The sequence below is a fragment of the Thalassospira sp. SN3W genome (assembly GCF_038070535.1).
Taxonomy (GTDB): domain Bacteria; phylum Pseudomonadota; class Alphaproteobacteria; order Rhodospirillales; family Thalassospiraceae; genus Thalassospira; species Thalassospira xiamenensis.
In genome coordinates this window covers 1,767,891-1,791,580 of record NZ_CP121124.1, presented here as the reverse complement: position 1 = coordinate 1,791,580, position 23,690 = coordinate 1,767,891, and the positions used below count along the sequence as shown (strand labels likewise).

Genomic DNA, 23,690 nt, shown 5'->3' with positions numbered 1-23,690 from the left:
CTAAAATCATTGCTTTCTGATGACGGCCCGATATGCTAGGCAAAGGTCCGTTTTGCAGTACGCATGACCGGATGTGCTTTCCGGCGACTTATTGCATCACCAGCGACTTGTTTCTGTGCTTTTTTGTTTGATTACCAAAGGAGATTATCCATAGCACGACCACGTAAACCGATGCAGCCGACCAAGGAAGGTCCGCGCGTCAATGAGGATATCAAAGCCCGTGCCATCTGTGTCGTTGACGCTGAAGGCAATATGTCTGATCCAATGACGGTTCGTGAAGGCATTGAAATGGCGATGGAAGCTGGACTCGACCTTGTCGAAGTCGCTCCGAATGCCGAGCCTCCCGTCTGTAAGCTGATCGACTACGGCAAGTTCAAATACGAACAAAGCAAGAAACAGAACGAAGCCAAAAAGAAACAGAAGGTTATTGAAGTCAAGGAAATCAAGCTCCGTCCGAACATTGATATCCATGACTACAATGTGAAGCTCCGTGCAGCGCAGAAGTTTCTTGGCGGTGGAGATAAGGTGAAAGTCACTTTGCGTTTCCGTGGACGTGAAATGGCTCACCAGGACCTTGGTCTTGGCATGCTGCAGCGTTTTTCGGGGGATCTTGAAGATCTTGCCAAAACCGAACAGATGCCGAAGATGGAAGGCCGCATAATGATTATGGTGCTGGCGCCGCGTTAACCCGCGGCGTTTTGCCTTTCCAAGCAAGAGGGAATGCCATGGCAGCCGGGAATGATCTTCTGATCGTCGGGGTCGATGACGACCCTAAAAGTCTCGTGCTTCTGAAACGAATCGTCGAAAGTGGCGGATACAGTTTTGTTGGCGTTTCCTCTGGCAAGGAACTTCTGGAAGTCCTGAAGACAAAAAAGCCGCGTATCATTCTGATGGATATCATGATGCCCGGCATGAATGGCTTTGAAACTTCGCTTCGGGTTCGCACGGGTTTCCCTGATCGTGCCTGTGCAATCATCTATGTCACGGCCCGTCAGGGCGAAGAAGATTTGCGTGGCGGTGTCGCCGCGGGTGGAAATGACTTCGTCTTAAAGCCGATCAATCGCGAAAAACTGCTGAGCCGAATCGAGAAGTGGATCAGTCGGGTTCACACAATTAAAACAGCAGTTTAACATATTTCTGCCGGGCTGACATCGATCTGTCGCCAGATATGAGTGCATCCTGATCGTCCGACTTTTTCCCTGACTTTCACAATACGATTTCGGATCACGCAGATATGCGAGGATCTCTGCCAACGGTGTGTTGTTGTGACCGTTTCAGTCTGATCTTTTACGCGATGTGGTGAAGCGGGGAAAATCGCGGGTAACAGGGGCGAAAAGGTCCTTGAAAAAGGAAGGGGTGGAGTCTATAACCACCCGTCCCCAAAACAGGTGGTGAGGCTGGAAAGATCATTGATCTTTCAGGGCATGCCCAGCCGCCGTGGGGAATTTCGTGTTTCATTGCTTATGCAAGGATAGAAAAATGCCCAAGATGAAGACCAAAGCGAGCGCTAAAAAACGCTTTAGCCTGACCGCAAAGGGTAAAGTTCGTCGCAATGTCGCTAACAAGCGTCACCTGTTGACTGCGAAACCCACCAAGATGAAGCGCCAGGCACGTGGCACGGAGATTCTCTGTGACGCAGATGCCCGCATCGTCAAAAAATTCCTGCCGTACGGTTAAGGCTAAGGAGAGTTAAATGGCTCGTGTAAAAGGGGGCGTGTCTTCTCACGCCCGTCACCGCAAGGTTATCAAGGCTGCCAAAGGTTATCGTGGTCGCCGCAAGAATGCTTACCGCACTGCTGTGCAGGCCGTTGAAAAAGGTCTGCAATATGCATATCGCGACCGTCGCGTTAAGAAACGCCAGTTCCGCAGCTTGTGGATTCAGCGTATCAACGCCGGTGCTCGTGAAAACGGTCTGAGCTACTCGCAGTTCATGAACGGCCTCAAGAAGGCTGGCGTTGAACTGGACCGCAAAGTGCTTGCCGACATCGCCGTGCGCGAACCCGATGCTTTCAAAGCTCTGGTTACCCAGGCGCAGGCTGCACTCGGCTAATAAACCTTTTGCAAAAAGGTTTAATCGGCACTTGCCTGATTTGATCGGGGGCGGCCATATTGGCCGTCCCCTTTCTTTTGTTTATCCCAATTCACTTTAAGCAAAGCATCGGAAGTTATGGAAAACATCGAAGCATTGCGCGAAGAGGTTCTGGCCGAAATCGAAAAAGCAGCCGACTTGCAGGCTCTTGAAGATGTTCGTATCAGTGCTCTTGGCAAAAAGGGCCGCATTACCGGCCTGATGAAAAACCTTGGCCAGATGGATCCGGATCAGCGCCGTGAATTCGGTCAAACGCTGAACACGGTCAAGGATCAGGTTGCCGAGGCGATCGAGACCCGCAAATCCGGCCTGGAAGACGCGGCCTTGAATGCACGCCTGGTTGGCGAACGGATCGATGTAACCCTGCCTTCGCGCATGGACGAGACTGCAGGCCGGATTCATCCGATCAGCCAGACGATGGACGAAATCATCTCGATCTTTGGCGAGATGGGCTTTGCGCTTGCCGAAGGTCCGGATGTCGAAGACGATTTCCATAACTTTACCGCCCTGAACATCCCGCCGGAACACCCGGCGCGCGAGATGCAGGACACCTTCTATCTGCCCGAGCAGGAAGACGGGTCGCGCCTTGTGCTGCGCACCCATACCTCGCCGGTGCAGATCAGAACCATGCAGAGCAAAACCCCGCCAATCCGGATCATCGCGCCGGGGCGGACATATCGTTCCGATAGCGATATGACCCATACGCCGATGTTCCATCAGGTCGAAGGACTGGTGATCGACAAGAAAACCCATATGGGCCATCTGAAAGGGTGCCTGCTGGAGTTTGTTAAAACCTATTTTGAGCTGGACGAAGTTCCGGTTCGCTACCGTCCGAGCTTCTTCCCCTTTACCGAGCCGAGTGCCGAAATGGACATTGGCTGTTCGCGCAAGGGCGGGGAGCTCAAGATTGGTGAAGGCGACGACTGGCTGGAGATTCTGGGCTGCGGCATGGTTCATCCGCGCGTTCTGGCGGCTTGTGGGCTTGATCCGAATGAATATCAGGGCTTTGCCTTTGGCATGGGGATCGAACGTATCGCGATGCTGAAATACGGCATTCCCGATCTTCGCACCTTCTTCGATACCGATCTGCGCTGGCTGAAACATTACGGTTTCGTGCCGCTGGATGTACCGAACATGGTGAGAGGCTAAGATCATGAAATTCACACTCGATTGGCTGAAGCAGCACCTCGATACCGATGCGTCGATTGATGTTATCGCCGAAAAACTGACCGATGTCGGGCTTGAAATCGAAAGCGTCACCGACCGGGCCGCAGCGCTTAGGGATATCCGTGTCGCCTATATCGAAGAAGCGGGTCAGCACCCGGATGCCGACCGCCTGAAACTGTGCCGGGTGAATACCGGTGATAAAATCATTCAGGTCGTTTGCGGTGCACCGAACGCACGAACCGGGATCAAGGTTGCACTGGCACAGCCGGGCGCGATCATCCCGATTGACGGTTCGAAACTGAAGCCGGGTAAAATCCGGGGCGTCGAAAGCCAGGGCATGATGTGTTCGACCCGCGAGCTTTGCCTGGGTGAAGATCACGACGGCATCATCGAACTGCCGGAAGATGCCGAAATCGGTGCACAGGTTGCAACGGTTCTTGGTGCGGACGATCCGATCATTGAAATCGGCCTGACCCCGAACCGTCCAGATTGTACCGGTGTGCGCGGGATCGCACGTGATCTTGCCGCTGCCGGTCTTGGGGCGCTAAAGGCAGATCCACGTCAGGAAGCTGTTGCCGGATCGTTCGATAGCCCGGTGGGTGTCACGATTTCAGCAGATATTGCAAAAAATGCCGCAGCCCCGGCATTTTATGGTCGCTACATTCGCGGTGTTAAAAACGGCGAAAGCCCGGCATGGCTGAAAGCCCGTCTGGAAGCCATCGGTTTGCGTCCGATTTCGGCTCTTGTCGATATCACAAACCTCGTGACCCATGACCTTGCCCGTCCATTGCATGTATTTGATGCCGATAAACTGTCGGGTGACATCAATGTGCGCTATGCGACCAATGGCGAAAAGCTTGCTGCACTTGATAACAGGGAATACGAGCTGTCCGACAGCATGGTCGTGATTGCCGATCAGGCAAAGGCACTTGGCATCGGTGGTATTATCGGCGGTGAAGAAACCGGTTGTGTCGAAGACACTGTCAATGTGTTTGTCGAATGTGCCCTGTTCGATCCGATCAGTGTTGCAAAAACCGGTCGCAAACTGCAGATCAATTCCGATGCCCGTTACCGGTTCGAGCGCGGCGTTGATCCGCAGTCAATTGTCTGGGGTATGGAAGTTGCCACCCGTCTGATCACGGAACTTTGTGGTGGCGAAGTTTCGCACGTGGTCAAGGCCGGGGAAGTTCCCGCGCCCCGGAACAGCTTTGATCTTCGCATTGATCGCATCCGGGAACTGGGGGGTGTCGAAGTTGACGCCGATCAGGCGATTGTAATTCTGAAGTCGCTTGGCTTCGAAGTTACCGGAAATGCGCCCGTTATTACGGCTGTTGCACCAACATGGCGTCCGGATATCGTTGGCGAAGCCGATCTGGTCGAGGAAGTGCTGCGCATTGTCGGATACGATAAAATCCCGACAGTTCCGTTGGAACGTGAAACCAGCCTGCCGGTTCCGGCCCTTAGCCCGTTCCAGAAGCGGGTCGGTCTGACCCGTCGGACACTGGCTTCGCGCGGCATGTTTGAAACCGTCACGTGGTCGTTCACGGACTCGCGTTGGGCAAAACTGTTTGCGGATTTGAAACCGGGGCTGTTCCTTGCCAATCCGATCAGTTCCGATCTTGATGTGATGCGGCCCAATGTGCTGATCAACCTGATTGCCGCAGTCGGTCGCAATCAGTCGCGCGGCTTTGCCGATCTGGCACTGTTTGAAGCCGGTCCGGAATTCTTTGGCGATCAGCCGGGGGATCAGCGTCTGGTTGCGGCCGGTTTGCGGTCGGGATCGACTACTCCGCGCAGCTGGACAGGGTCCCGTCGCGATATTGACCTGTTTGATGTCAAGGCGGATGCCGAGGCATTGCTGGAAGCCCTTGGTACTGCCGCAGCCAACGTGCAGGTGAATGCCGATGGTGCCCCGTCGTGGTATCACCCGGGCCGATCAGCCGCCTTGCAGCTGGGACCGAAAAACATCCTTGGCTATTTCGGTGAACTGCACCCGAAAGTATTGAAAGCTTTGGGTGTCAAAGGGCGCGTCGTTGCGTTCGAGCTGTTCGTTGAAAACGTTCCGGTGCCAAAGAAAAAAGGCACCGGTCGCCCGTTACTGAATGCATCAAGCTTCCAGTCGGTCGAACGTGATTTTGCCTTCCTTCTGGATGCGGATGTTCAGTCCGAAGCCATTGTCAAGGCAGCACGGAATGTGGACCGTAACCTGATTTCGGATGTCACGATCTTTGATCTTTATGCCGGCAAAGGTATCGAGGATGGCAAGAAATCGATTGCTTTCTCGATCACCTTGCAGCCGACCAAGGCAACCCTGACCGAAGAAGAAATCGACGGGGTTTGTAAAAAGGTTGTCGCTGCTGTCGAAAAGGCAACAGGCGGTTCTTTGCGCGCCTAGGGTTTTCCCCGACAAGCATAATAAAAACGGGTCGCCTGTCTGGCGGCCCGTTTTTTGTTGTCCGAATGTGGGAATGTGCGCGAAGGCGCAAGGAAGCTATCCACCTGGTCGTTTACGCAAGACGGCAAATTCTTCTTCATCAAGGTCGACGGCCACGATGTCCGGACCATTGGTGTAAATCCGCCATTCCATATCGGTGTCATCGCATTCGATGTTAAGTTGATCGATCATGCTGTTCCATGTGCAGCTTTCCCAGTCGTCATCCGCTTCAAGCCGACCGGTTCCGTTATCGGACAGATGCATGACCAGCAGTTCTTCATCCTCGTCAACTGAGTAAACAGCGTAAGTTTCGTTTGCGAAACGGTAGTTGATTTCCTTACCATTCAATTGCCGCCATCCACGCGGCATAGGGGCATGAACATCGCGCTCGGCAAACAGGCTCGCCAGCGATTGCATGTGGCTGTTTGGCATGGTTCGCATGTCCGAGCCACATGCCGCCAGAAGCAGCAAACCAGTCAATGAAAGTGCCGTATAGAAACGGGTGCTAGTCATACCATGCTCCGTCGTGGCCGATGGTCATCAAGCGGGCAGGTTTTACCGACCCGCTTTGTGCTGTCTGTTTCAAAGCAAGATGCTTGCCACCCTTGGACTTGGGGGCTTTTATGGCTTCCCGCGCAGAGTGAAGACAAATGTTGCCCCGGGATCGGTCAGGGGGCGGGTCGTATCAAGCCATATCCGGCCGCCATGCTGTTCTGCAATTTTCCGACATAGTGAAAGCCCAAGCCCGGTTCCGCTGAACTCATCTTTGTGCAAGCGCTGGAACAGGCGGAAAATACGATGTGCATGTTCCGGATGAATGCCAATTCCATTATCGCGAACCGAAATACGCCAGAATCCGGGCATGTCGGGATCTCGCATGGCATGAATATCGATGTGAGGTGGGACGCCCGGGCGACGATATTTGATCGCATTCGACAACAGGTTCTGGAACAGACGTGACAAACTGATCCGATCACCGTTGATCACGGGCAGATCATTATGGGTAATGGTTGCCTGTTCCTGAACAATGATGGCCTTGAGGTCGGCTTGCGCTTCGTTAAGCACCTGATTGCAGTCGAGTTCCGCCATTTCATCATCGTTGCTGCCGGTTTTGGCATATTCCAGCAAATGGCTGATCAGTTTATGCATGCGCTTTGCGCCATCGACCGCATAGTCGATATATTCGTCCGCTTCCTGATCAAGTGATCCGCCATAACGGCGTTTCAAAAGCTGGGTATAGCTTGCGACCATGCGTAATGGCTGTTGCAGGTCGTGGGACGCGACATAGGCAAATTGTTCAAGGTCTTCATTGGTCCGCTTGAGCTGATCAAGGGTATCGCGAAGCTTGTTTGCATTTTCGACAAACTGGGTCACGTCGCGTGCGCTGCTGAATGTCATGCCCTCGAACGGACCAATGCCGTGCCACGCCAGCCATCGGGTTTCGCCGCGCTGATCGGAAATACGTAAAACCAGTTCTCTTTCCTGTGTATCGCCACTTTGCCGGTTTATGAAACTTGTGCGGATAGTTTCCCGGTCTTCTGGCAGGAAAAGAAATTCGACCGGCTTTCCGATCAGGTCATAGACTGCCTTTCCAACAAGTTCGGCCAATGCGGGGCTGAGGCCTTGCAGAATGCCTTCCATGTCGACTGCGATTGCAGGTTCTGGCGTATGATGCAGATAGGTTTCGAACGGGTGACAAAGTTCCTGCTGCGGGGCGATTTCCAGCAAAAGGACGGTAATGGTTTCACTGTCTTCTTCCTGGCGGCGTTGAGCCATCAGATAAAAGCGCTGGGTTTGACCGGCTGATGTCAGTATATCGACCATTGTGCCGATACGATTATCTTGCCACTTGTTGTCAATCAGCGGACTTCTTAGCTGTGCCCGCGATGCCGCGCCAAGACGTGACAGAAATGCATCGGCGGTTGGTTTGACATCGCCAAATTCAAGGCCGAGTATTTCCGGCCAGTTCAGACGAGATGTAAGAATTCCGGACGGGTTCTTTGACGACCAGCTTAAAATCGCACAGCCGCAATCAGACAGCGTGTTTTCTGAATCGTTGAAATGCTCGGCCAGGTCGGCGGCGCGCAAATGCTGTCGTTTCAGGCGCTGCCACAGCCAAACAGAAAGTCCCGCCATAATAACCAGCACGATCAGAAACAACGAGGCGTGAAGCATGATGGATTCGCGCCAGTTGCCCAATAAAATGTGCCGCGGAATATAGGTCACAACGATACGGTCAAGCTGCGGCAAAATACTGTAGGCCATCAGCATCACGGTATTGCCATGCATGCACAGCAAACTGCCGCGAGAGGCTTTTTGTTTGTCTATTTCGTCAAAAAGATCATCAACCAAATGGGGCGGGATGGTGCCGTTGATCTGATTGCGATCAGTATCCAGAACGCCAACGGAAAGATCGGGATTTTCATCAATGACGCGTTGCAGGTCGATTGTGCTGTTTTGCATCAGCACGGCACTCAGATGATAGGTGATGGCCATCATTTGCGCCCGCGCCTGATCAATCGCGCTGTCGTATAGTGTTTTCTGGATAAAGAAGAAGGAAAAAAGCAGGATCACCATGCCGGTCATCGTAAGCGCAGCCAGACGCTTTCGCAGTTTGCTTAACCCGCGTCGGGACAATGACGGCTCGATGGATGTCAGAAACATTTTCTTTGTTGCACCCTTGCCTGATCCTGCCTAACTGCCCCGTGATCAAAGCCTATGTTTTTTTGGTCGGGTTGAAAAGCTTTCAACCGGCAATAATGCGGATGATCTCATATAAAAAATCGCGCGGTGACAGCAACTTGCTCTTGTTCGGGGCATGTTGTTGCCATCAGGAAGGGACGATCACGCAAATCCGGGGCAGGGTGAAGGCGAATTCGCAGAACCGAATTCAAACACAGTGCTTCTAATTGAAGTTAAAAACCCCTATAAACCCGCTGTTGGCGATTGGTTTTTATCGCCAGGACGGCCAAGACGATCCGAAATTGCCGGTATCGCCCGCTTGCTCCGCGGCAGCACAACTTTTACTGCCGTGCCTTTCCAGATGTCGCTGCCCTGATTGGGTGGGCTGACCGGGAGGATGCAAACGGCGTGACACCGGCTTTGTGATAAATGATCGATGTGAAATGCGATCAAGTTTTGGCAAAAACCGAACCGAATTTTTGACATAACCATCGCCCAGTGCCAGAAGCAGCCATATGACCGATCTTAAGAACATTCGAAACTTTTCGATTATCGCGCATATCGACCACGGTAAATCGACCCTGGCCGACCGTTTGATCCAGCTTACCGGTGGTCTTACCGATCGCGAGATGTCCGAGCAGGTCCTCGACTCGATGGATATCGAACGCGAACGCGGGATCACCATCAAGTCGCAGGCCGTGCGGTTGAAATACACGGCCAAGGATGGTCAGGAATATACCCTGAACCTGATGGATACGCCGGGTCACGTCGATTTTGCCTATGAAGTGTCGCGTTCGCTTGCCGCGTGCGAAGGATCGCTTCTGGTGGTTGATGCCGCCCAGGGCGTCGAAGCGCAGACGCTGGCCAACGTTTATCAGGCGATTGATAACAACCACGAAATCGTGCCTGTCCTGAACAAGGTTGATCTGCCCGCCGCAGAACCGGACCGCGTCAAGGAACAGATCGAAGAAGTGATTGGCATTGACGCCAGTGACGCGCTGATGATTTCGGCCAAGACCGGTCTTGGTGTTCCCGATGTACTTGAAGCATTGGTGCATCGTTTACCTGCTCCGACGGGCGATCCGGCGGCACCGCTTGAAGTCTTGCTGGTTGATAGCTGGTACGATTCATATCTTGGCGTGATGATTCTGGTGCGTGTCAAAGAGGGCACCCTGAAAAAAGGCCAGAAAATCCGCTTCATGAACGCCAAGGTCACCCACACGGTTGACCGCGTAGGCGTGTTTACGCCCAAGCCGCTTGCGCTTGATGAAATGGGGCCGGGTGAAGTCGGCTTTATCAATTGCGGTATGAAAACCGTTGCCGAATGCGAAGTCGGCGACACGATTACCGAAGAAAAACGTCCCTGCGCAAAACCGCTTGCCGGTTTCAAACCGTCCATTCCGGTAGTGTTCTGTGGCATTTTCCCGGTTGATACCAGCGAATATGACGTGCTGCGCGATGCGCTTGAAAAGCTGCACCTTAACGATGCATCCTTCCAGTTCGAGCCGGAAAACTCGACCGCACTGGGGCTTGGTTTCCGCTGTGGCTTCCTGGGGCTTTTGCATCTTGAAATCATTCAGGAACGTCTTGAACGCGAGTTTGAACTGGACCTGATCACCACGGCACCGTCGGTTTCCTATAAAATCTCGATGACCAAGGGCGAAGATATTCTGCTGCACAACCCGGCGGATTTCCCCGATGTCACCAAGATCAAGGCGATTGAAGAACCCTGGATCAAGGCATCCATCATGGTGCCGGACGAATATCTTGGCGGCATTCTGACGCTTTGCACCGAACGTCGCGGCATTCAGCAGGACCTGACCTATGTCGGGAACCGGGCGATGGCGGTGTACAAACTGCCGCTGAACGAGGTGGTGTTTGATTTCTATGACCGCCTGAAATCGATTTCGCGTGGCTATGCCAGCTTTGATTATGAACTGGCGGGCTACGATGAAAGCGATCTGGTCAAGGTATCCATTCTGGTCAACGAAGAGCCGGTTGATGCGCTTGCATTGATGGTTCACCGGTCTGCTGCCGAACATCGGGGCCGCGAGATTTGCAAACGTCTTAAGGACCTTATCCCGCGCCAGATGTTCAAGGTCGCCATTCAGGCCGCCATCGGCGGCAAGGTGATCGCACGTGAAACGGTTTCTGCGATGCGTAAAGACGTGACAGCCAAGTGTTATGGCGGTGACGTGTCGCGTAAACGCAAACTTCTGGACAAACAGAAGGCCGGTAAGAAAAAGATGCGCCAGTTCGGCAAGGTCGAAATTCCACAGTCGGCCTTTATCAACGCCCTTAAAATGAGCGACGATAAATAAATCGATATTACGGTATCGAAACAAAGGCTGTATCCCATTGGGGATGCAGCCTTTTTCTTTGAGGGCTTTCGGCAATTCGTGCCATGCGTTATGGATAGGTCGTCATACCGTTTTGCTGCAGGAGCCCGCTATGGATCTTGAAATTCTTCAACGTCAGGAAGCCATCCTTGTCTTTGATCGCTTTGACGAGGAAACGGCGTGGGAAATCGGATCGGCCCTCGTGGCAGTGGCACGGGCACAGAGAGCCCCGGTTGTCGTCGACATCCGTACATCTGATCGCACCCTGTTCCACGCGGCCCTTTTGGGGGCAAAACCCGCCAATGATTCCTGGGCATATCGCAAAAGCAATCTGACGCTTCGCGAACATCAATCATCGATGCAGTTCGGATTGGCGTTGAAGGCCAAGGGCAAAACGCTTGCCGATCACGGGATTGATTTCGCCGATTATGCCGACCACGGCGGCAGTTTCCCGGTTCGCGTCAAAGGCGTTGGCGTGATCGCGGCAATCACCGTTTCCGGCCTTGCCTCGCACGAGGATCACGGCATGATCGTTGGTGTTCTTGAAGATTTTCTTGGGGTTTCGGCCTGACTCGGTTCGGTTTCGGGTATCGGGTTATCGGCCAATCATCGTCAGCCAACTTTCAGTTCGGCAGGACGGGCTTCTGCCCATTTAAGCAGGGCATCCAATGCGGGGCACAATGATTGGCCCCATTCGCTCATGCGATATTCGACCTTGGGCGGCACCACCGGGTAAACTTTGCGTTCGATAATGCCATCGGCTTCAAGCTGTCGAAGCTGCTGGGCGAGCATCTTTTGCGAAATGCCCGGGATCAGCTTTTCCAGATCTGAATAACGTTGCACCTTGCCACCAAACAGATGGAAAAGAATGATCAGCTTCCATCGACCTTCAAGCATTTTAAAGATCGTTTCGACGTCTGATGCCGCAGTGACCGGCGTGTAGGTTTTCGCCATGCTTCAAGCCTGTTAGTTACTTACTTTAAAGTACGTACTTCCCAAAATGGGAGTTTGTTTGAAAAATGCCTGTCTGACAAGCAAACAGACAGGAACAAACAAGATGATCAAACTCCCTGAACCGATCACCGCATATTTTGATCCATCCAATAGCGTTGCCCAGAAGGTTGCGGCTTTCAATGAAACTGCAATTGTCGAAGACGAAAAGCAACGCCATCACGGCCAACCCGAAATCGGCAAATGGATGGAAGACGTCAAAGCAAAATACAACTTTGTCGCCGAGCCGATTGAAGTTGCCCATAAAGCTGAACAAATTGCGGTGAAAGCCAAGGTCAGCGGTGACTTCCCCAACAGTCCGATTGAACTTGATTATCGGTTCGAACTTGCGAATGGCAAGATCGAAAAGCTTTTGATCGGCTAATCGACCGCGATTTTTGACGCAACTTTCCCAACAAAACAAGCGACCCGAAAATGTTTCAGCTTCCAGATCCGGCGCAGGAATTTGCGCAAAAACGCATAATTGTAACCGGCGGTACCAAAGGTACAGGAAAGGCCGTTTTTGAACGCATGATGGCGGGTGGCGGAACCCTGCTTACGGCGGCGCGGGGCGAGAAACCCGATGATATCGACAGCGATTGCTATGTGCAGGCGGACCTTTCAACCACGGCCGGCGTCGAAAAACTCGCCGCAGCTGCACAAGAACGCATGGGAGGAGTTGATATCCTGATCCACGTTCTGGGCGGGTCGTCAAACCCGTCCGGTGGCTTTGCCGTGATCGACGATGCCGGTTGGGAAAAGGAATTGAACCTTAACCTGATGGCGGCTGTGCGGTTGGACCGCTGTCTGGTGCCGGAAATGATCAGGCGTGGCAGCGGTGTTGTTGTGCATACCTCCTCAATTCAGCGGCGTTTGCCGTTATTTGACGCAACAACCGCCTACGCCGCAGCAAAGGCCGCGCTTACGACTTACAGCAAGGTTCTGTCAAAGGAAGTCGGCCCCAAAGGTGTTCGGGTCAATGCCGTTGCGCCGGGATGGATTTATACCGATGCCTCAAAGGCGATGGTCGAACGGATTGCAGAAGGCGGCGGTATCACCGAGGAAGCCGCACGCCAAAGCATCCTTGATGCCTTGGGCGGCATCCCCTTGGGACGTCCGGCACAGCCGGAAGAAGTCGCAGAATTGATTGCCTTTCTGGCATCAAGTCGGGCGTCGTCGATTCATGGTGCGGAATATACCATCGATGGCGGCACGGTCCCGACCGTCTAGGAAAAGGACATTCGTGGTCGATCAGCTCGATTGATCGATATGTTCGATATCGGGGTCAATTCCCGCAAAGCTGGGCAGGGCCGTACTCATCCATAGATGCTTTTTTGCCTTGAAGGGCGTCGGGTCGTCGAAGCTGCCAAGCCTGAAATCAAGGAATTCGGGATAGTCGCCGTGCCGCCAGGTAAGGCTTGATCCGCATTTCGGGCAAAAGCCGCGAAACCGGTTGGGCGAACTTTCAAACTCGGCCGGTTTGCCTTCCCATTTCAGGGTCGCGGTCGGAAACGTGACAAAGGTCGAAACGCCTGATCCGCTGTCCTTCCGGCACATGCCGCAATGGCAATGATTGCCGCCCGTCGGATCGCCAGAAATGGAAAAGCGCACCGCGCCACACAGACAACCGCCGGAATGAAGGATGGTTTTATCGGCTGCGGGCATGGTGTGCTTTTCCTTTTTCTGCTGTGTGCTTATTCCGCCGGAACGCCCGTCGTGGTGGAATATTCGAAATGGAATTCCTTATCGGGGAACAGGTAGCTTCGCGCGGCATGGATGGCGCTGGCCCCTTCGGCAAAGCCTGACAGGATCAGTTTCAGTTTGTGGTCATAGGTCGCGATATCGCCAATCGCGAAGATGCCCGGAACTGACGTTGCCATGGTGGCCTGCGTCACACCGATATGGTTGCGATCAAGGTTAAGGCCCCAATCTGCAATCGGACCCAGTTCCATGGCAAGGCCAAAGAACGGCAACAGGTGATCTGCTTCCAGTGCAAGTTCTTCGCCCTTAAGCGTGGCAACGACGACATGGGAAAGTTTGCCATTGTCACCCTTGAGGCTCTTGAGCTGATAGGGAATGACCATCTCGATCTTTCCGGCTTCGGCAAGGGCCTGCAATTTTGCGCTGCTGTCAGGGGCTGCGCGGAATTTCGGGCGACGATGAACAACCATGACCTTTTCGGCGATGTCATGAAGGGAAAGCGCCCAATCCACAGCCGAATCCCCGCCACCGGCAATCACAACCTTCTTACCCGCGAAATCGGCACGGCGTTTGACGTAATACTGAACGCCGCCGCTGCCTTCGTAATCTTCAAGGCCGTCCATCGGCGGTTTGTTCGGGCCAAAGGCACCGCAACCCGCGGCAATAACAACCGCACCGGCATCAATTACCGTCCCGACGGATGTTTCCAGCGTGAAACGTCCATCGTCGCGCTTTTCAAGTTTGATCACCTGCTGACCGAGATGATAGGTCGGTTCGAACGGGGCGGCCTGTTTGGCCAGCTGATCAATCAGGTCCTGACCGGCAATTTGCGGATGGGCCGGGATATCGAAAATCGGCTTTTCGGGATAAAGCGCGCTGCATTGCCCGCCAACCATATCAAGCGCATCAATGACATGTGTTTTAAGCCCCAGCATTCCGGCTTCGAAAACGGCGAAAAGCCCGACAGGGCCAGCGCCAATTATGGCGATATCGGTGCTGTACGATGCGTCTGACATGTTCATTCCATCCAAATAACATCAGGTCGATAAAAGCGACGGTAATTCATAGCCTGAATCATATATGTGCGAGATAACATCTGGGACCGGTTATCGCAATGTAAACCGGCCTTTCCCGCCGTTTTTAACCTTGTGCGCGGGTTGCCTTTATCCTTGCACGTAAAATCATTGCGAAGGATGGTCCCGTCACCCTACAAATAGGGTCAGCTTGCAATCAATTGACGGATATCATGACCAGGACAGTTACTGTCAGCGACCAGAACGGGACAGAAGCCCTTGCCGGGAAACTTGCCGCATTGGCAAAGCCGGGTGACGTGATCCTGATGCATGGGACACTGGGCATGGGGAAAAGTGCCTTTTGCCGGGCCTATATCCGCGCGTTGGCCAACAATCCGCATGAAGAAGTTCCCAGTCCCACCTTCACCCTGGTGCAGATTTACGAACTTGACCCCATCCCTGTCTGGCATTTCGATTTGTATCGGTTGTCCGATCCCGAAGAAATCCACGAGCTTGATATCGAAGATGCCTTTGCCGATGGCGTCAGTCTGATTGAATGGCCTGACCGGCTGGAATATCTGACGCCCGAAAATCGTCTTGATATTCATATCGAACCCGGATCAACAATTGATGCGCGGGTGTTTCAGCTTTTTCCGCACGGTGCCGATTGGCAGAAGCGCATTGAAAATCTCGATGAGGTTACATCATGAATGCGGCGGCACGACAGGATGTGATTGATCTTTTCCTTGGGAAAAACGGCTGGCGTGATGTGGTGCCGGTGCCGTTGGTCGATGACGCCTCTGCACGGAAATACTATCGTCTGGATGACGGTCGCCGCACCGCTTTGTTGATGGATTTTCCCATTGATGCCATCAGCGTTGATCCGCACGGCATACATGAAAATCCCGAACGCCCGGCATCTGTGGCGCCCGTGATGACAACGACAGACCTGTTCATGCAGGCAGGCTGGCGCGTACCGGCAATCTATGCCAGCGATGTGTCGCAGGGTCTTGTCCTGATCGAGGATTTTGGCGATCTGACCTTTACACGGGCGCTCGACCAGAACGGGGCGTCCAAACCGGCCCTTTATCTTCGGGCGGTGGATCAGTTGATTAACCTGCATCGCTATTGCGATACAAAAACGGCGCAGGCCGGGATGCAGGCAGAGGCCGATCTGGTGGTTTACGGGCCGGATAATTTCAGGCGCATGCTGAAAAGCTTCAAGGATGACTATCTGCCGCTGATCATTGCCGATCCGGTCCGACGCAATCAGGCCATGATTGATTTTGACGTGATGCTGGATGGCGTTTTGCCGTCATGCTGGAAAACCGGCACGGTCATCATTCACCGCGACTATCACGTCGATAACCTGATGCTGGTTGAAAATGACGAGGGCGGCGAGGATTGCGGGATCATTGATTTTCAGGACGCGGCAATCGCCCCACGGCCCTATGATCTGGTGTCGTTATTGCGTGATGTCCGACATGATATCGGTTCGGAACTCGAAGCCAGTCTGAAGGATCGTTATTGTGCAGCCTTCGAAAATCTGGATCATTCCGATTTCGAAACATCGTATATGGCCTGTAATATGGTTCGCAATTTCAGGATACTGGGCCGGTTTGGCTGGCTTGCCATCAAGGCAGGCAAGCAGCGCTATTTTGATTTCATCCCGCGCTGCTGGGAATTGATCCTGCGCGATGCAGACCGCAATTTACCTGAATTGGCCGCATGGATTGCAAATCATATCCCGGTTGAGGCACGAATGGCCCCGTCACTTTCCGGCGCACGCCAATCGTCCGAACAGGGGGCATCCTGATGAGGGATAACACCGCAAAGGCGCAAGCAATGGTCCTGGCTGCCGGGCTTGGCAAACGCATGCGTCCGATCACCGATCACATGCCAAAACCACTGGTTCCGGTTGCAGGGAAGCCGATGCTTGATCATGTGCTTGATAAACTGGCTTTGGCGGGCTTTGATCAGGCGGTGGTCAACAGCCATTATATGGGGCAGATGATTGTCGACCACGTTGCCACCCGGACCCTGCCACGGGTTCTGTGCTCGCCCGAGGAAGACTTGCTTGAAACAGGCGGTGGGGTGAAAAAGGCCCTGCCGATGCTTGATGATCAGGCCGTGCTGGTTGCCAATGCGGATGTTTTCTGGACCGAGGGGGCGGAGCCGCTTTTTGACCGCCTGACAGAGGCCTTCGATCCGGACCATATGGACGCGTTGCTTGCGATCTATCCGGTCGAAGGGGCGTTTGGTTATGACGGTGCGGGTGATTTCTTCTGGCAGGTCGATGGCCGGTTGAAGCGTCGCGGCGATGCCGTGTCTGCCCCGTATTTCTTTACCGGTGTTCAAATCCTGTCGCCGCGATTGTTTGAAAATACCCCTGATGGCGCGTTTTCATCAAATCTGGTTTACGACAAGGCTTTGGCATCGGGGCGCTGCTTTGGTCTGGTTCATGACGGGGATTATTTCCATATCGGCACGCCAGAAGCATTGGCCGATGCCGAAATCGTCATCGCAGACGCTTTGGCGCATGAAAGTGCCGCCAGAATGGCAAAAGCAGCCAAAGCCGGGGACGACTGATGGCGGATCTGTTCGATTATATGGACGCCGCCGATCACTTTGCCGCACCGGCGGCACAGCCTGAAAACCTGTTTTATATTCCGCCGGGCGCTGCATTTGCCGATCTGATCGCAAAACAGTTGATGGCGGAAACCGCCGCAGAGCCGGTTGCCTTACCTGATTATGTCCTGATGGTACCCAATCGCCGGTCGGCCAAGGTAATGCGCGATGCGTTCCTTCGTCAGTCGAATGGGGCGGTGACCATGCTGCCGACCATCCGCGCATTGGGCGAGGCTGACGAGGACGAACTGGCGATTTATGGTGCAGGCGGCGAACAGGCGGCCCTTGATCTGCCGCCATCCATTCCGGATTTGCAACGAAAACTGCTGCTAACCCGTCTGATCATGAACCGGCCCGATCATAAGGGTGATAAACCAACCGCGGATCAGGCCGCCCGTCTGGCCGGAGAACTGGCGCGGTTTCTCGATCAGGTGCAGACCGAAAACTGTAAATTTGATGATCTTAAGGGACTGGTGCCTGCCGAGTTTGCCGAACATTGGCAATTGACGCTGGAATTTCTGCAAATCCTCACCTTGCACTGGCCGGCCATTCTGGAAACCCATCAGGTCAGTGACCGGGCCATGCGCCGCAATGCCCTGATTGCCGCCCAGATTGATCTTTGGCGCGATAACCCGCCGGCTGCACCGGTGATCATTGCCGGGTCAACCGGCCCGTTTCCGGCATTGCGTGATTTGATGAAGGCCGTGCTGGCAATGCCCCGGGGGCGTGTGGTCCTGCCCGGCCTGATGACGGGGTTGGGGCGTGATGACTGGCAGGCGATTAACGAGGATGCCACCCACCCGCAACATCTTTTGGGGACAACGTTGCGCCATATCGGGCGTGATCCGGGGACGGTCCTGATCTGGCCATCGGTACCGCAATCGGGCCCGCAGGATGAAGAACGCCGACGATTGACGCGCGAGGCCCTGCGCCCGGCGCAAACAACCGACCAATGGCGCCATATCGCCAATTTCGCGCCAGAAATTCTGGATGGCGTTCTGCGGGTTGACTGCTCCGGCGCGCGCGAAGAGGCCGCGACGATTGCGCTTATGATGCGCGACGCCCTGGAACATCCCGGTAAAACCTGTGCTCTGGTAACCCCGGATCGCGGCCTGGCGCGCCGTGTTGCCACGGAACTGCGTCGCTGGGAAATCGAAATTGATGATTCCGCAGGCATTCCATTGCATGACACAGCGCCCGCAATCTATTTGCGCCTTGTCGTGCGCGCCGTGCAGGAGCAATTTGCCCCGGTACCGTTGCTGGAACTTTTGAAACATCCGCTGAGTGCGGCAGGGTTGCCGCCCGAACAGTTCCGTGTCCTGACCCGGCAGATGGAACAGTATGTTTTGCGCGGTGCGCGTCCCGGTCCGGGGCTGGACGGCTTGCAGGTGGCGCTGGATGGCTGGCGTGATGAGAGGATTGATCGGATTACGGCAAACGGGGGGGATAACGCGGCCCCGCGGATTGAACGCATCCGCGATGATCATGCACGACTTTCCGATCTGATTTCCCGGTTTGAAAACAGTCTTGCGCCTTTGCTCGATCTGATGGATGAAAAATCGATCTCGCCGGTGGGGGCCCTGCGCAGTCACATCATGGCCGCCGAAGCCCTTGCCGCAAGCGACGTGCAGGATGGTGCCGAGCGGCTTTGGCGTGGCGAGGCGGGCGAAGCCTTGGCTGATTTCGTCCACGAATTATTGCAGGCCCTGACAGATTTCGTTCCGATGCCGGGTATCCGGTATGCAGCCTTTCTGGATGCCTTGATGGCTGATCGCGCGGTGCGTCCGCGCTATGGCAAACATCCGCGCCTGTTTATCTGGGGCACGGTCGAAGCCCAGATGCAGCAGGCCGATCTGACCATTCTGGGCGGTTTGAACGAGGGTGTCTGGCCGCCCGAGGCCGGGGCCGATCCTTGGATGAGCCGTCCGATGCGGCGCAATTTTGGCCTTCCGGCACCTGAACATCGTGTCGGGCAATCCGCCCATGATTTTCAACAGCTTTTCTGTGCGCCAGACGTTGTGATGACCCGGGCCCTGCGCGTCGAAGGCACGCCGACCGTGCCGTCCCGCTGGTTGTTACGGATTGAAAACATTCTTCGGAAATCGGGCGTTTCAATGGAAAAGCCGGATGCCCATGCATGGCGTGCCTTGGCCGATCTGCTGGATGAACCGCGCGATGACATGCGCCGCAAAATTGGCCGTCCGGCACCAACGCCGCCGGTTTCCGCCCGTCCAAAACGGTTGTCGGTTACTCAGATTGAAACATGGATGCGTGATCCGTATGCGATCTATGCCCGGCATATCCTTGGTTTGCGCAAACTTGACGGGGTGGACGAAGATCCCGGCGCGGCGGATTACGGCAACCTGATCCATGATGCCCTTGATCAGTTTATTTCTAGATACCCGGATCATCTGCCACCGGATGGCGAACAGGAATTGATCATGATCGGGCGTGCGGTGTTCAAACCGCTTGCGGCCCGGCCCGGCCTTTGGGCGTTCTGGTGGCCACGGTTCGAGAGGATTGCCCGCTGGTTCATCCAGACGGAGGCAGCACGCCGGGATCATGTGCGCAGATCCTATACCGAACAATCCGGCACGCTTGAAACCGCGACCGGGTTCGAAGTTTATGCCCGTGCGGACCGGATTGACATGCTGCGCGATGGCGGGATTGCGATCATTGATTATAAAACCGGCATGCCGCCCAGCCAGACGGACGTTGCCAATGGCTTTGCTCCGCAATTGCCGCTTGAGGCCGCCATTGCGCAGGACGGCGGATTTAAGGATGTCCCGGCCGGTCCACCGGCTTCCATGGCGTTCTGGAAGCTGTCCGGTGGCGACCCCGCAGGTGAAATCCGCGAGATTGATACCAAACGCATGAAAACCACCCCGGCGGAGCTTGCACGTGATGCGGTGGCCGGGGTCAATGCACTTGCCACCGCATTTGACGACGAAAATACACCTTACCTGAGTGTGCCGCACCCGGATCATGCGCCAAAATATTCCGATTATGTTCATCTGGCACGCCTGCGCGAATGGATGGGCAGCGAGGATACGGAGCAAGAGGACATCAAAGATAATGGGGGGCGCGACGCATGACCGGAATTCGCGGAACCGATCCCAATATCCTGCAACGCAATGCGTCCGATCCGATGGCGTCGGTCTGGGTGTCGGCATCGGCTGGTGCCGGCAAGACCAAGGTCCTGTCGGACCGGGTGTTGCGCCTGATGCTGTCGGGGACCGAGCCCCATCGCATCCTGTGCCTGACCTTTACCAAGGCCGCCGCGGCGGAAATGGCCAACCGCGTCAATGAACGGCTGGGTCATTGGGCCACCATGGAAGATCGCGAACTTCATGACGATCTTTTCAATCTGGCCGGAACCGCACCAAGCGTTGATGAAACCCGCCGTGCGCGCCGCCTGTTTGCATCGGTTCTTGATGCGCCGGGCGGGATGAAAATCCAGACGATCCACGCCTTCTGTCAGTCATTGCTGCGCCGTTTCCCGCTCGAAGCCGGTCTGGCACCGCATTTTGAAATCATGGATGACCGGACCGCGGCCGAAACCATGGCCGACGTTCAGGAAGAAGTGCTGGCCTTTGCCCGAAATGGCCGGGATGACGATTTGGCAGACGCCCTGTCGGTCGTGACCGGGCAGGTCCGCGAAGGTGCCTTTGGCGAGGTCATGGGCGAATTGGCGCGTGAACGCGGCCGTTTGAAACGCATGCTGATGCGCCATGGCTGTGCGGCACGCATGCGCGATGCGGTTTATGCCGCACTTGGCGTTCCCAACGGCCAAAGCGAGGATGATATCCTGCGCAAGGCCCTATCCGATGATGCCTTTGATCGGGATGGGCTGATGCGTGGATTGGCCGCACTTGAGGCGGGCACCAAAACCGATCAGGATCGTGTGCCCGCATTGGCCCAATTCCTTGAAAAAACCGGTATCGAGGATCGGTTGGCGGTGTTTTCAGATTATCGCGGTGTCTTCTTTACCGCCGCAGGCGAACCGCGTGCCAAACTGATCACGAAAAAAGCCGCCGAAAACCATCCGATGGGGGCCGATGCGCTGGAGGCAGAATGTGCCCGTCTGATCGAAGTCGACCGGCTGCGCAAAGCTGCCGCATTGGCCGGTGCCACATCGGCCCTGATCCGTATCGGCAATGCGATGTTGGATCGTTATGCCGCGAAAAAGGCGCTGCATGCCCGCCTTGATTATGACGACCTGATCCTGACCAGTCTGCAGTTATTGCAACAGCAGGCCGGGATTGCCGGGTGGGTTTTGTTCAAACTCGACGAAGGTCTTGATCACATCCTGATTGACGAGGCACAGGATACCAACCCCGAACAATGGGAAGTGGTGCGCATTCTGGCCGAGGAATTCTTTGCCGGTGCCGGGCAGCATGATGAAAAGCCACGGACAATCTTTGCCGTTGGGGATGCGAAACAATCGATTTACAGCTTCCAGCGCGCCGATCCCGAAAAATTCACCCAGATGCGGGCCTATTTCCGCGAACGGGCGCGCGAAATCGAAGCCGAATGGCGCGAAGTCCCGATGAATATATCGTTTCGTTCAACCGATGCCGTGTTGGGCACGGTGGACCGGGTTTTTGCCGGGATGATCGCGAAACAGGGGGTGGGCGATGATGGTGCCGATGTCAGTCACAGTCCGTTCCGTGTCGGGCAGGCCGGTCGGATCGAATTGTGGCCGGCGGTGGAGCCGCAGGAAAGAGCCGCCGAGGACCCGTGGACCCCGCCAACCCGTATCGTGCGCCTTGAGGACCCGGAAATCCGCCTTGCGCGGGTAATCGCCGGGCGTATCCGCCATGCAATCGACACCCGGGAGGAACTGATATCGCGCGGACGTCCGGTGCGGGCAGGTGATTTCATGATCCTGGTGCGGCGTCGGACGGCCTTTGTCGACGAGGTCGTCAAGGCGTTAAAGGAACGCAACGTTCCGGTTGCCGGTGTGGACCGTATGCAGATCACCGATCAGCTTGCCGTGATGGACCTGATCGCCTTTGGCCGGTTTCTTCTTATGCCCGAAGACGACCTGACATTGGCCGAGGTCCTCAAAAGCCCGCTGATCGGGTTTGACGATGATCAGTTGTTTGCGATTGCCCATAACCGTCCGCGCACCCTTTGGCTTGCCTTGCGCGAAAAGGCAGGCAGTGATGATGCCGATCCGGCCTTCCTTTCGGCCTATGAATTCCTGTTCAAATGGCTGGGGCGGGTTGATTACGAACGCCCGTTTGAACTGTTTGCCGAGCTTCTGGGCGGGCGTGGCGACGATGCCCGAGGGGTGCGCGCCCGTCTGGTCGGGCGGCTCGGGATCGAGGCAAACGACCCGATTGACGAATTCCTTAACCTCGCGATGGGATACGAAGCCGATCATGCGCCGACCTTGCAGGGGTTCCTGCACTGGCTGATGGCAGGGGACGCCGAAATCAAGCGTGACCTTGAACAAAGCGGCCGTGACGAGGTCCGGATCATGACGGTGCATGGGGCCAAGGGCTTGCAGGCACCTATCGTGTTCCTGCCCGATACCATGCAGGTGCCGACACAGGCCCCCAACCTGTTCTGGCAGGAAGATCGCGACCTGATGTATTGGCTGCCGCGGGTGGCATTGGAAACCGATGTGGTTGCGCGGTTGCGTGACGGCATCGCGATCAAGCGTGATCAGGAATATAACCGCCTGCTGTATGTCGCCCTGACGCGCGCCGAAGACCGGCTTTACATCTGTGGCTGGCAGGGAAAACGCAAGGCCCCCGATCATTGCTGGTACAATCTGTGTCAGCAGGCGATGGAAGGCTATGCGAGTTCCGAAACATTCGATTTTACGGAATTTTCGGGGTCCGGCTGGTCGGGCGACGGTTGGGTATGGGAAACCGATCAGCGCGAAGCGCCTCGGGCAGACAAGGTCACTGCCGCGACCGGCACCGCCGATTTGTCCACGCGCGTTCTGATTCGCGACATCGCGCCGACCGAAGCCTTCCCGCCAAAACCCCTGGCACCCAGCCGCCCGCTTGAAGAAGAGCCCTCTGTGCAATCGCCGCTGGGCGGGGATCAGGGGCAAAGTTTCAAACGCGGGCTTCTGATTCACAAGCTGCTTGAACTGTTGCCCGACCTGCCCGAAGCCAAAAGGCGGGATGCCGCCGAACGGTTCCTTGCCCAGCCGGTGCATGCGCTTGATGCAGACCAGCAGCGTGAAATCACCAGTGAAACAATCGCGATCTTTGAAAATCCCGAATTTGCGCCGGTGTTTGATACGGGATCAAGGGCCGAGGTGCCATTGGTTGGCATTGTCGGCGGAGACGTCGTTTCCGCCCAGATTGACCGTCTGGTGGTGCGTGAAAACGACGTCATGATCGTTGATTTTAAAACAAATCGGCCGCCCCCACGCGATGTCGAGGGCACACCACGCGCCTATCGTCGGCAGATGTCGATTTACAAGGCGGCACTGGGCCAGATGTACCCTGATAAAAACATTCGGTGTTTCATCCTGTGGACCAACGGACCATGGATGGTCGAGCTGCCCGAACACATCATGAGACTGTAACGCGCTTGACCTTTGCGTCGGTGCTGCCTACCTTTGCCTCCATACAGCGGATCGAGGTTGGAAGGGGAAACCCGACTTGGCCTCGTAACAACCA

20 protein-coding genes are annotated in these 23,690 nt (G+C 55.3%); 15 read left to right on the top strand and 5 right to left on the bottom strand.

Going from position 1 to position 23,690, the window contains the following annotated elements:
* Positions 1-171: 171 nt before the first annotated feature.
* The 6 genes from infC to pheT all read left to right on the top strand — a co-directional run bounded on the left by infC (position 172) and on the right by pheT (position 5,651).
* Positions 172-687: a translation initiation factor IF-3 gene (gene infC, locus P8T57_RS07900; RefSeq protein ID WP_007088697.1), complete on the top strand. Its 516-nt coding sequence runs from the start codon at positions 172-174 to the stop codon at positions 685-687.
* Positions 688-725: 38 nt separating this feature from the next.
* Complete coding sequence (locus tag P8T57_RS07895) at positions 726-1,130, top strand: response regulator (RefSeq protein WP_341365095.1); 405 nt, start codon at positions 726-728, stop codon at positions 1,128-1,130.
* A gap of 349 nt (positions 1,131-1,479) precedes the next feature.
* On the top strand, positions 1,480-1,677 hold the full coding sequence (gene rpmI / locus P8T57_RS07890) for a 50S ribosomal protein L35 (RefSeq protein ID WP_007088699.1): 198 nt from the start codon (positions 1,480-1,482) through the stop codon (positions 1,675-1,677).
* 16 nt (positions 1,678-1,693) lie between these two features.
* A complete protein-coding gene (rplT, locus tag P8T57_RS07885; protein ID WP_007088700.1) occupies positions 1,694-2,050 on the top strand; it encodes a 50S ribosomal protein L20 in 357 nt (118 codons plus the stop codon).
* A 117-nt stretch (positions 2,051-2,167) separates the two neighbouring features.
* Positions 2,168-3,238 (top strand): phenylalanine--tRNA ligase subunit alpha, encoded by a 1,071-nt coding sequence (pheS, locus tag P8T57_RS07880; protein ID WP_063092449.1) that lies wholly within the window; start codon positions 2,168-2,170, stop codon positions 3,236-3,238.
* A gap of 4 nt (positions 3,239-3,242) precedes the next feature.
* A complete protein-coding gene (pheT, locus tag P8T57_RS07875) occupies positions 3,243-5,651 on the top strand; it encodes a phenylalanine--tRNA ligase subunit beta (RefSeq protein ID WP_341365094.1) in 2,409 nt (802 codons plus the stop codon).
* Between the two features lie 96 nt (positions 5,652-5,747).
* Here pheT and P8T57_RS07870 read toward each other — a convergent pair whose 3' ends face one another.
* Together P8T57_RS07870 and P8T57_RS07865 are read right to left on the bottom strand one after the other, a co-directional pair.
* Positions 5,748-6,203: a hypothetical protein gene (locus P8T57_RS07870; RefSeq protein ID WP_037988385.1), complete on the bottom strand. Its 456-nt coding sequence runs from the start codon at positions 6,201-6,203 to the stop codon at positions 5,748-5,750.
* A 108-nt stretch (positions 6,204-6,311) separates the two neighbouring features.
* Complete coding sequence (locus tag P8T57_RS07865) at positions 6,312-8,354, bottom strand: ATP-binding protein (RefSeq protein ID WP_341365093.1); 2,043 nt, start codon at positions 8,352-8,354, stop codon at positions 6,312-6,314.
* Between the two features lie 533 nt (positions 8,355-8,887).
* Here P8T57_RS07865 and lepA point away from each other — a divergent pair.
* A complete protein-coding gene (gene lepA / locus P8T57_RS07860) occupies positions 8,888-10,693 on the top strand; it encodes a translation elongation factor 4 (protein ID WP_007088706.1) in 1,806 nt (601 codons plus the stop codon).
* A gap of 130 nt (positions 10,694-10,823) precedes the next feature.
* Entirely contained in the window at positions 10,824-11,282 is a 459-nt protein-coding gene (locus P8T57_RS07855; RefSeq protein WP_037988388.1) for a heme-degrading domain-containing protein, read from the top strand.
* A 41-nt stretch (positions 11,283-11,323) separates the two neighbouring features.
* Here the strand turns inward: P8T57_RS07855 and P8T57_RS07850 are convergent, their stop codons facing one another.
* Positions 11,324-11,665, bottom strand: a complete 342-nt coding sequence (locus tag P8T57_RS07850; protein WP_007088708.1) for a winged helix-turn-helix transcriptional regulator — start codon at positions 11,663-11,665, stop codon at positions 11,324-11,326.
* A 103-nt stretch (positions 11,666-11,768) separates the two neighbouring features.
* Between P8T57_RS07850 and P8T57_RS07845 the strand changes: the two genes are divergently transcribed.
* Both P8T57_RS07845 and P8T57_RS07840 read left to right on the top strand, forming a co-directional pair.
* Entirely contained in the window at positions 11,769-12,086 is a 318-nt protein-coding gene (locus P8T57_RS07845) for a nuclear transport factor 2 family protein (protein ID WP_341365092.1), read from the top strand.
* A 50-nt stretch (positions 12,087-12,136) separates the two neighbouring features.
* Entirely contained in the window at positions 12,137-12,931 is a 795-nt protein-coding gene (locus P8T57_RS07840; RefSeq protein ID WP_341365091.1) for an SDR family oxidoreductase, read from the top strand.
* A 21-nt stretch (positions 12,932-12,952) separates the two neighbouring features.
* Here P8T57_RS07840 and P8T57_RS07835 read toward each other — a convergent pair whose 3' ends face one another.
* The gene (locus tag P8T57_RS07835; RefSeq protein WP_341365090.1) at positions 12,953-13,366 is read right to left on the bottom strand and encodes a GFA family protein; all 414 of its coding nucleotides are present in this window, start codon (positions 13,364-13,366) and stop codon (positions 12,953-12,955) included.
* A 29-nt stretch (positions 13,367-13,395) separates the two neighbouring features.
* Complete coding sequence (locus P8T57_RS07830) at positions 13,396-14,418, bottom strand: NAD(P)/FAD-dependent oxidoreductase (RefSeq protein WP_341365089.1); 1,023 nt, start codon at positions 14,416-14,418, stop codon at positions 13,396-13,398.
* 230 nt (positions 14,419-14,648) lie between these two features.
* On the opposite strand from P8T57_RS07830, the gene tsaE reads away from it, so the two are divergent.
* From tsaE to addA, 5 genes are read left to right on the top strand one after another with little or no spacing between them, the layout of a single operon-like run.
* A complete protein-coding gene (gene tsaE, locus P8T57_RS07825; RefSeq protein ID WP_007088713.1) occupies positions 14,649-15,125 on the top strand; it encodes a tRNA (adenosine(37)-N6)-threonylcarbamoyltransferase complex ATPase subunit type 1 TsaE in 477 nt (158 codons plus the stop codon).
* A complete protein-coding gene (locus tag P8T57_RS07820; RefSeq protein ID WP_341365088.1) occupies positions 15,122-16,231 on the top strand; it encodes a phosphotransferase in 1,110 nt (369 codons plus the stop codon). The genes tsaE and P8T57_RS07820 overlap by 4 nt, the downstream gene beginning before the upstream one ends.
* Entirely contained in the window at positions 16,231-17,004 is a 774-nt protein-coding gene (locus P8T57_RS07815; RefSeq protein ID WP_341365087.1) for a nucleotidyltransferase family protein, read from the top strand. The genes P8T57_RS07820 and P8T57_RS07815 overlap by 1 nt, the downstream gene beginning before the upstream one ends.
* Positions 17,004-20,138 (top strand): double-strand break repair protein AddB, encoded by a 3,135-nt coding sequence (gene addB / locus P8T57_RS07810; RefSeq protein WP_341365086.1) that lies wholly within the window; start codon positions 17,004-17,006, stop codon positions 20,136-20,138. Before P8T57_RS07815 ends, addB begins: the two co-directional genes overlap by 1 nt.
* Entirely contained in the window at positions 20,135-23,596 is a 3,462-nt protein-coding gene (gene addA / locus P8T57_RS07805) for a double-strand break repair helicase AddA (protein WP_341365085.1), read from the top strand. Before addB ends, addA begins: the two co-directional genes overlap by 4 nt.
* Positions 23,597-23,690: the final 94 nt, after the last annotated feature.

Coding starts and splice junctions, on each gene's coding strand:
- P8T57_RS07820 (WP_341365088.1), top strand. CDS start 15,122: ATGAATGCGGCGGCACGACAGGATGTGATTGATCTTTTCCTTGGGAAA.
- pheT (WP_341365094.1), top strand. CDS start 3,243: ATGAAATTCACACTCGATTGGCTGAAGCAGCACCTCGATACCGATGCG.
- P8T57_RS07895 (WP_341365095.1), top strand. CDS start 726: ATGGCAGCCGGGAATGATCTTCTGATCGTCGGGGTCGATGACGACCCT.
- P8T57_RS07845 (WP_341365092.1), top strand. CDS start 11,769: ATGATCAAACTCCCTGAACCGATCACCGCATATTTTGATCCATCCAAT.
- P8T57_RS07815 (WP_341365087.1), top strand. CDS start 16,231: ATGAGGGATAACACCGCAAAGGCGCAAGCAATGGTCCTGGCTGCCGGG.
- infC (WP_007088697.1), top strand. CDS start 172: ATGCAGCCGACCAAGGAAGGTCCGCGCGTCAATGAGGATATCAAAGCC.
- P8T57_RS07865 (WP_341365093.1), bottom strand. CDS start 8,354: ATGTTTCTGACATCCATCGAGCCGTCATTGTCCCGACGCGGGTTAAGC.
- P8T57_RS07870 (WP_037988385.1), bottom strand. CDS start 6,203: ATGACTAGCACCCGTTTCTATACGGCACTTTCATTGACTGGTTTGCTG.
- rplT (WP_007088700.1), top strand. CDS start 1,694: ATGGCTCGTGTAAAAGGGGGCGTGTCTTCTCACGCCCGTCACCGCAAG.
- P8T57_RS07835 (WP_341365090.1), bottom strand. CDS start 13,366: ATGCCCGCAGCCGATAAAACCATCCTTCATTCCGGCGGTTGTCTGTGT.
- P8T57_RS07840 (WP_341365091.1), top strand. CDS start 12,137: ATGTTTCAGCTTCCAGATCCGGCGCAGGAATTTGCGCAAAAACGCATA.
- pheS (WP_063092449.1), top strand. CDS start 2,168: ATGGAAAACATCGAAGCATTGCGCGAAGAGGTTCTGGCCGAAATCGAA.
- rpmI (WP_007088699.1), top strand. CDS start 1,480: ATGCCCAAGATGAAGACCAAAGCGAGCGCTAAAAAACGCTTTAGCCTG.
- lepA (WP_007088706.1), top strand. CDS start 8,888: ATGACCGATCTTAAGAACATTCGAAACTTTTCGATTATCGCGCATATC.
- P8T57_RS07855 (WP_037988388.1), top strand. CDS start 10,824: ATGGATCTTGAAATTCTTCAACGTCAGGAAGCCATCCTTGTCTTTGAT.
- tsaE (WP_007088713.1), top strand. CDS start 14,649: ATGACCAGGACAGTTACTGTCAGCGACCAGAACGGGACAGAAGCCCTT.
- addA (WP_341365085.1), top strand. CDS start 20,135: ATGACCGGAATTCGCGGAACCGATCCCAATATCCTGCAACGCAATGCG.
- P8T57_RS07850 (WP_007088708.1), bottom strand. CDS start 11,665: ATGGCGAAAACCTACACGCCGGTCACTGCGGCATCAGACGTCGAAACG.
- addB (WP_341365086.1), top strand. CDS start 17,004: ATGGCGGATCTGTTCGATTATATGGACGCCGCCGATCACTTTGCCGCA.
- P8T57_RS07830 (WP_341365089.1), bottom strand. CDS start 14,418: ATGTCAGACGCATCGTACAGCACCGATATCGCCATAATTGGCGCTGGC.